This is a genomic window from Cupriavidus pauculus, assembly GCF_008801835.1.
GTDB lineage: Bacteria > Pseudomonadota > Gammaproteobacteria > Burkholderiales > Burkholderiaceae > Cupriavidus > Cupriavidus pauculus.
In genome coordinates this window covers 40,418-47,110 of sequence record NZ_VZOW01000042.1, presented here as the reverse complement: position 1 = coordinate 47,110, position 6,693 = coordinate 40,418, and the positions used below count along the sequence as shown (strand labels likewise).

Annotated in this window: 5 protein-coding genes; 1 reads left to right on the top strand and 4 read right to left on the bottom strand. The window is 64.7% G+C overall.

Annotation, left to right across the window (positions count from 1 at the left end; translation table 11 throughout):
• Positions 1-351: 351 nt before the first annotated feature.
• From F7R19_RS26420 to F7R19_RS26410, 3 genes are all read right to left on the bottom strand, one after another.
• Complete coding sequence (locus F7R19_RS26420) at positions 352-2,160, bottom strand: M12 family metallo-peptidase (RefSeq protein ID WP_170292657.1); 1,809 nt, start codon at positions 2,158-2,160, stop codon at positions 352-354.
• Positions 2,161-2,485: 325 nt separating this feature from the next.
• Positions 2,486-3,796 carry an MFS transporter gene (locus F7R19_RS26415; RefSeq protein ID WP_061953565.1) on the bottom strand — a complete coding sequence of 437 codons (1,311 nt, stop codon included), beginning with the start codon at positions 3,794-3,796 and terminating at the stop codon, positions 2,486-2,488.
• Positions 3,797-3,917: 121 nt separating this feature from the next.
• Complete coding sequence (locus F7R19_RS26410; RefSeq protein ID WP_407648861.1) at positions 3,918-4,199, bottom strand: hypothetical protein; 282 nt, start codon at positions 4,197-4,199, stop codon at positions 3,918-3,920.
• Between the two features lie 315 nt (positions 4,200-4,514).
• Between F7R19_RS26410 and F7R19_RS26405 the strand changes: the two genes are divergently transcribed.
• A complete protein-coding gene (locus F7R19_RS26405; protein WP_150982543.1) occupies positions 4,515-5,396 on the top strand; it encodes a DODA-type extradiol aromatic ring-opening family dioxygenase in 882 nt (293 codons plus the stop codon).
• 79 nt (positions 5,397-5,475) lie between these two features.
• Here the strand turns inward: F7R19_RS26405 and F7R19_RS26400 are convergent, their stop codons facing one another.
• A complete protein-coding gene (locus tag F7R19_RS26400; protein ID WP_223505924.1) occupies positions 5,476-6,591 on the bottom strand; it encodes an MFS transporter in 1,116 nt (371 codons plus the stop codon).
• Positions 6,592-6,693 lie beyond the last annotated feature (102 nt).

The window sequence follows — 6,693 nt, the reverse complement described above, 5'->3', positions numbered from 1 at the left end:
AGCGTTCGCTTTACAAACAGTCGATTTTCAGCGCAATAGGCGTGGGTAGAAACAGAGAATGCAATGACGCCCGAAATCACACGTAGCCTGCCGTATTTTTTTGCCATGGAATTTCCCCTTCTGCCGCAAGGCCGTGCTCGCGATGGCATCCAGATAAGGAAAATAGCGTTTTGATTTCAAGGGTCTCCATATTGGATTGGCGCATTCTGAAATAAGCATGGCGGCTCTGAATTATCTCGTCGATAAAATTAAAAGCGTCGGTGAATGAAATCGAAAACAAAAAAGCCAGCGCGTTGGCTGGCTTTTGCGATGTTGCGGATCGGTGCGCGGCGAGGGCCTTATTGTTCCCGCCTATTGCCAGGTTGCCGCGGTCTTGCGGCGTTGGTCCAGCACCCGCCGGTTATCGTGCTTGGTCGCGTCGCCCAGTGGCACGCCCCGGAAGCTCAGTGTTGGCGAGGACCAGTAATTCAAACGCGGGCAGTCTCCACCGCTGGAGCACGAATACGCCATGATCGTGCGCCATTTGCCCGGCAGCTTGTAGCCATAGCCGTATGGATAGTTCTTGTTGGTGCTGGTCTGCTCGTCATGCGTGGCGCCAAGCAGGTGGCCGATCTCGTGCGCGAACGTGTAGTTGCCGATGGCGCACGTGCGGCCGACGGCGGTGAAGGCCGTGCTTGCCGTGGCATTGACGGCAGCGAGGCCGCATTCGCCGCTTGAATTCAGGAGCACGGTGACGATGTTGGCTCTGGTGCTGGCGCGGACAGCGTGCAGATCGTCCATGGCGCCATCGTTCTTGCTCCTGGCACGGGCTAGCTGATCGTGGAAGGTGCCGCTTTCGACGTAGTCGGGAATGACATAGGTGCCCGCCAGTTCAAACCGGATCGGCAGGTTGCTGTTCTCGAAGCCCTGGTTGGATTCGGCGATGGCCAGTTGCGCCATGCCATCCAGATCGGCGATGTTGGCTTTTGCCTGCTTCGTCGCAGCCACCAGAACGCGTAGCGTGGTCATATCCGATACGGGCGCGGGAGCTGGCGTTGGTGACGGAGCCGGAGCTGGCGTTGGAGTCGGAGCCGGAGCCGGAGCTGGCGATGGTGTCGGAGCCGGAGTGGGAGCGGGCGACGGAGTCGGAGCGGGAGCTGGCGTTGGTGTCGGAGCCGGAGCGGGAGCTGGCGTTGGTGTAGGAGTCGGAACGGGAGCCGGCGATGGTGTCGGAGCCGGAGCGGGCGACGGTGTCGGAGCCGGAGTCGGAGTCGGAGTCGGAGTCGGAGCGGGCGATGGTGTCGGAGCTGGAGTGGGCGCTGGGGATGGTGTCGGCGCCGGAACGGGAGCCGGAGCCGGGGGGGCCTCGCAGGCGCCGATATCCTTCCACGCGCCATAGGGCCCGGCCTGGGACGGATCGTCGCCGCGCGTCCACCATTTGCTCTGGTAGTTTCTGCCGGCATGCGTGACCTTGATTCCGGCCGTCGCATAGGTCTGGGTCTTCGACCATGCGGCGTTGCACGTCGCGGCCGAAGGGGATGGCGACGGCGACGGCGACGGTGAGGGCGATGGCGATGGCGAGCCGCATGCCCCCAGGTCTTTCCATGCGCCGTACGGCTTGGTCGGGTCCGGCGTTTCGCCGCGCGTCCACCACTTGTTTTCGAAGCTGCGGCCGCCGTGCGACACCTTCGCTCCTGGCTTGGCGTATATCTCCGAGGCCGACCAGGCCGTGTAGCACGAGGCATCCGACGCTTCCTCGTCATTCGCTACTTCGGGCTCGGATTCTGGCGGAAGACTGGACTCGTCGACTTCGATCACGACGTGATCGCCACCTTCCAGCGGCTGGATGGTGTAGAGCTTGCTGTTCAGGCGCACCGACCCGGTGACCTGATTGCCATTGCGCAGCAGGATCACGGAATTGGCAGGGTCCTCGGTGGCCTCGCCAGAATCCTGTCCGGCTTTGAGCAGCTTGGGACGGAACGAGCCTTTCCAGATCTGCGTGCCGTCAGGGTTGGTCTCGAACTGAACGCGCCGCGCCGTAGCCACCACGCCCTTGGGCAATTCCAGCGTGATGCTGTCCGATTCTTGCGCGACGATGTTGCTCTGCACTGCCGTGACGCTAAGGTCTCCGGTGCCGGGGGATTGCAGCATCGCGCCAACCGTGGGGGAGGCCTTCAGCAAGGAGCGTTTGACGAATAGTCGATTATCTTCGCTGTGAGCATGTGCCGAAACCGATAAAAGAATGGCACTGGAAATAACGCGTAGCATCCCGATTTTTCTTGCCATGGAGATTCCCCTTCTTCTGCGGGAAACATCCCGCAGTCGCAATCCAGAAAAGGAAAATAACCTGTGCAATACAAGGGTGTTATTTTTTGAATATGCAGTACTGCAATGTATCGAATGATCGAGTGTTTTCGCAAATAACAATCGCGATTATTTGAATCGGCGGACCATATAAAAAAGCCAGCCCGGAGGCTGGCTTTTTCGCTGGCGGCGGGATTGTCGCTCAGGCCAGTTTCTTGCCGGTGCGGTCGTGCATGAACAGCAGCGCGACAAAGCTGATGGCGGCGGCGGCAATCACATAGAACGCCGGCGCCAGCTTGTTATGCGTCGACTCGATCAGCCACGTCACGATCAGCGGAGCGAAGCCGCCGAAAATGGTCACCGCGAAGTTGTACGCCAGCGACAAGCCGGTGGAGCGCACTTCGGTCGGGAACTGCTCTGCCAACACGGCCGGCGCCGGTCCCGTAAATGCAGCCAGCAGAATGCCCAGCACGATCTGCACCTGCAGCAGCGTCGATGTGGTCGGCGATACGTTGAGCCAGTGGAACAGCGGGTAAGCCAACGCCAGGATCAGTAGCGCCACGACGCTGAGCATGCGCTTGCGGCCGACGCGGTCAGACAGCATGCCCATCAGCGGGCACAGCACCAGGATGATGGCGCCGCAAATCGCGGTCGACTGGAACGTTGCACCCAGTGGCAGTCCCAGTTGCTGCTTGGCGTACGACGGCATGTAGAACACCAGCACGTAGGTGCAGACGGTCCACAGGATGGTGACGCCCAGGCCAGCCAGCACTTCGCGCGGATGGTCGCGCAGCACTTGCGACAGCGGCGAGAACTTGACCTTGCTGGCACGGCGTTCGGCCTGGCGCGCCTCGAACTCGGGCGGCTCTTCCAGGTGGGATCGGATATACATGCCGACCGGGCCGATCAACAGCCCGAACAGGAACGGGATGCGCCAGCCCCATGCGTCGATCTGGGCCTGGTCGAGACCGTTGGTCACCAGCGCGCCCATTGCGGCGCCCAGCATGAAAGAAATCCCCTGACTGGCCTGCTGCCAGCTTGCGTAGGCGCCGCGTTCGGCGTCAGGGGCGTGCTCGATCAGGAAGGCGGTCGCGCCGCCGACTTCGCCGCCGGCCGAAAAACCCTGGATCAGGCGGGCCAGCACGATCAGCGCCGGGGCCCACAGGCCGATCGACTGATAAGTGGGCGCCAGGCCGATGATCGCGGTACCCAGCGCCATCAGCAGAATCGTCAGCGTCAGCGCCGCCTTGCGGCCGACGCGGTCGGCATAGACGCCCAGCACGATGGCGCCGACCGGGCGCATGAAAAAGCCTACGCCAAAGGTGGCGACGGTCAGCAGGAACGAAGTCAGATCATCGCCGGTGGGAAAGAAAAGCTTGGCGATGATGACGGCAAAGAAGCTGTAGACGGTGAAGTCGAACCACTCCAGGCCATTGCCGATGGTGGCGGCGATGATCGCGCGTCGTCGGGTGGCTCTGGAGAGATCGTTGGCAGTTGTTGCGGTAACGGACATGAGGCGAGAACAACGAGGAAAGAACCGGTGGATGCCCCCGCCGATGTGTCCCGGCGGTGACGCAAGCCGCCATATTAAGCGATTCCTTACAGATGGGACGAAAGCGGCGGACGGGTCCGGCCTAGCGCTGGCCGACGTTGGACTGCGATTCGGCGGGCGCGCCCATGTCGAGCGGCTGGAGCGCTTCAAGCGTCTTGCGCGGGGGCGGCCGCTTGCGCGTGAACCAGAGCCACGCGCCGCTGGCGAGCCAGCCGGTCATGAAAACCGTGTCGCCCGCGTGATTGATCAATGCCGAGGCGCCGGGATGGCCAACCACTTCGGCCAGCATGTCGGCTGGCAGCCGGGCCACGATCCACAGCAGCAGGGCAGGGCCGCTCCCATAGACGCCGGGCTGCCACCACAGCGCGTGGGGCAGGGCGTGCAAGGGATCGAAACGCTTCGACACAGGGCTCTCCGGCTGGATGCATTCATGGCATCCGAGCCAATATCATAGGCCGATTCGCCTTGCGGCTGTCGTCGCCGTGGACAAACGGCCATGCAAGTGTGTGCCGGATCCCACGCTTGCGCATCGCGGACGCTGCGCCCGGTGTGAAGTAAGCGTCCGAGGTTCAAGTTTTTTGCACGAGGTGTCCGCAAATGGCTACGCCCACGGCGCGCCATCGTTGCCAGACTGATGTCATTGCATAAAACAGCTGAACGGCTTGCCGCCATGACTACCCTGCTTCCCGCCATTTATGTGTCCCACGGATCGCCCATGCTGGCGATCGACCCCGGCCCGACCGGCGCCGCGTTCGATGCGCTCGGCGCACGCCTGCGCGCGCTCAAGCCGAAGGCCGTGCTGATCGTGTCCGCGCACTGGATCTACAGCACGCTGGCGGTCGGCACGCGCGCGCGACAGGAAGCGTGGCACGACTTCGGCGGTTTTCCGCGCGAGCTCTACATGCTGCGCTACGACGCGCCGGGATCGCCGGAACTGGCCGCGCGGGTCAAGACGTTGATCGAGGCGGCGGCAATCCCCGGCGCGGGCTTCGTCGCCGAGGACGAAGAGCGTCCGCTGGACCACGGCGCGTGGATGCCGATGCGGCATTTCTTTCCGGACGCCGATATGCCGGTGGTGCAACTGGCCTTCAATCCGTATCTGACCCCAGCCACGCAGATCGACATCGGCCGCGCGCTGGCGCCGTTGCGCGAGGAAGGCGTGCTTGTGATCGGCTCGGGCAGCTTTACGCACAACCTCCAGGAAGTGTTCGGCGGCGGCGAGCGCCGCGCGCAACACGGTCCGGCAACCGAGCCCTATGTCGATGCGTTCCGCAACTGGATGATCGACGCGCTCGACGAGACGCTGGCCACGGGCGATGTCGGTCGCATTGCCGATTACCGCGCGCAGGCGCCGTATGCGCGCCGCGCGCATCCGACCGACGAGCATCTGCTGCCGTTCTACGTCACGCTGGGCGCGGCGCTGGGACCGGCCGCCACGCCGGGCGAGGCGGCCCGCGTCACGCGCGTGGCCGACGAGGTGACGTACGGCGTACTGGCGATGGATACCTTCGTTTTCGACGGCATGGGCGCCGGGCGCGCAGCGGCGTCGCGCGCGGCATAGGCCGCGGGATTGGCGCGACATCGGCGCCGGTGCGCAACCATTGCGGCCGGCTCAGCCGTCGGGCGGGACCCGATGGTGATCAGGTCGTGAGATAGCGGCGCGCGGCGCGTGCGCCGAACAGCGCGATATAGCCCATCGTCAACGCCACCAGGGCGATGCCTAGGCGCAGGTCGGACAGGTGGGCCACACCGCCGATCAGCACCGGCCCCAGCAGAAGTCCCACATAGCCAAAGCGCGCCACGCGCGAGATCGCTTCGGCCGCGCTGACGCCGGGCAGCCGCGAGGCGGCCACGAAGAAGATCGGCACCATATTTGCGGCGCCGAGCCCCATCAGGCCAAAGCCGACCAGCACCGCCAGCGGCAGCGGCGCGGCGATGGCCAGCGCGATGCCGGTGAAACCCAGCCACGCGCTGCCGGTGAGCGTGCGCGCATCGCCAAACCGCGCGCGCAGTCGGTCGCCGCCGAAACGGCCGCACGCCATGCCGCCCGAGAACGCCGCGTAGCCAAAGCTGGCCCAGTCCAGCGGCGCCATGGCCACGTCGCGCATGTAGACCGCCGTCCAGTCGTACATCGCGCCTTCGCCGATCAGTCCCAGGAAAGCCAACAGGCCAAGCAGCCACAGCGCGCGCGTGGCGTGGTCGCGATGATGCGCGGCCGACGGCGACACTGGATGGTCGGCCAACAGTCCGCGCGTCGTGCCCGCGGCGACGGCGGCCGTCATCGCCGCGATCATCGCCGCGTGCGCCAGTGGCGGCACGCCCAGCGACAACATCAGGCCGCCGAACGCTGCCCCGATCATGCCGCCCAGGCTGAACATGCCGTGCAGCGCCGACATCACGGGCCGTGTGCTGCGGCTGGCTTCGACAGTGGCCGCCTGCGCATTCATGGCGACGTCGAACAGGGCGTTGGCCATGCCGAAGATCAGCAAGGTGGGCAGCAGCAGCGCAAAGCTGGGAATCGCCAGGATGGCCAGCGTCATGGCCGCAAAGGCCACGCCGCCGATCATCGACGCCCGCGCGCTGCCCAGCCTGGCCACCCATCGGCCCACCGGGCCCATGGCGACGATGGCGCCCCCGGCCACGGCCAGCATCGCCAGCGACAACATGGCGTCGGACAGCTCGAAGCGCGCCTTGATGGTGGGAATGTGCACGCCCCAGGTGGCGAAGGTTGCGCCATTGGCGAAGAACAGCGCCATGGTGCCGCGCGTGGCGCGCGAAACCGCCGTCGGCGACGGCGCAGCAAGAACGGTAGAGGAATCGGTTTCGATCGAATATTCAGACATCAAGTACAGCCAGAC